Below are 220 nucleotides of genomic sequence, written 5' to 3' on the forward strand. Positions count from 1 at the left end.
GTTCCTCGATGATGAGCCAATGGTTCTGGATGGCGACATCGCCGTGAAGGAAATGAAGCACAACTTCAAATAACCGGGCTTGCCAGCCGATCCGCGTGAAATCGCGCGGAGCGGGTTGGCGGTGTGCCACGCCTTGACCGTCGCAACATGCTGTGGTGTTTCCTGCATTCCCGCCAAAGACGCCGTAACTGATGGACCACATCGACGATGACCGCAAAAG

1 protein-coding gene is annotated in these 220 nt (G+C 56.8%); it reads right to left on the minus strand.

Features of this window, described 5'->3' with window-relative positions; all coding sequences use genetic code 11:
- The coding region (locus tag AF337_RS44335) for a hypothetical protein (RefSeq protein ID WP_210168057.1) at nt 1-202 on the minus strand (202 nt) is incomplete at its 3' end.
- Nucleotides 203-220 lie beyond the last annotated feature (18 nt).

The organism is Rhizobium ecuadorense, from assembly GCF_001187535.1.
GTDB lineage: Bacteria > Pseudomonadota > Alphaproteobacteria > Rhizobiales > Rhizobiaceae > Rhizobium > Rhizobium ecuadorense.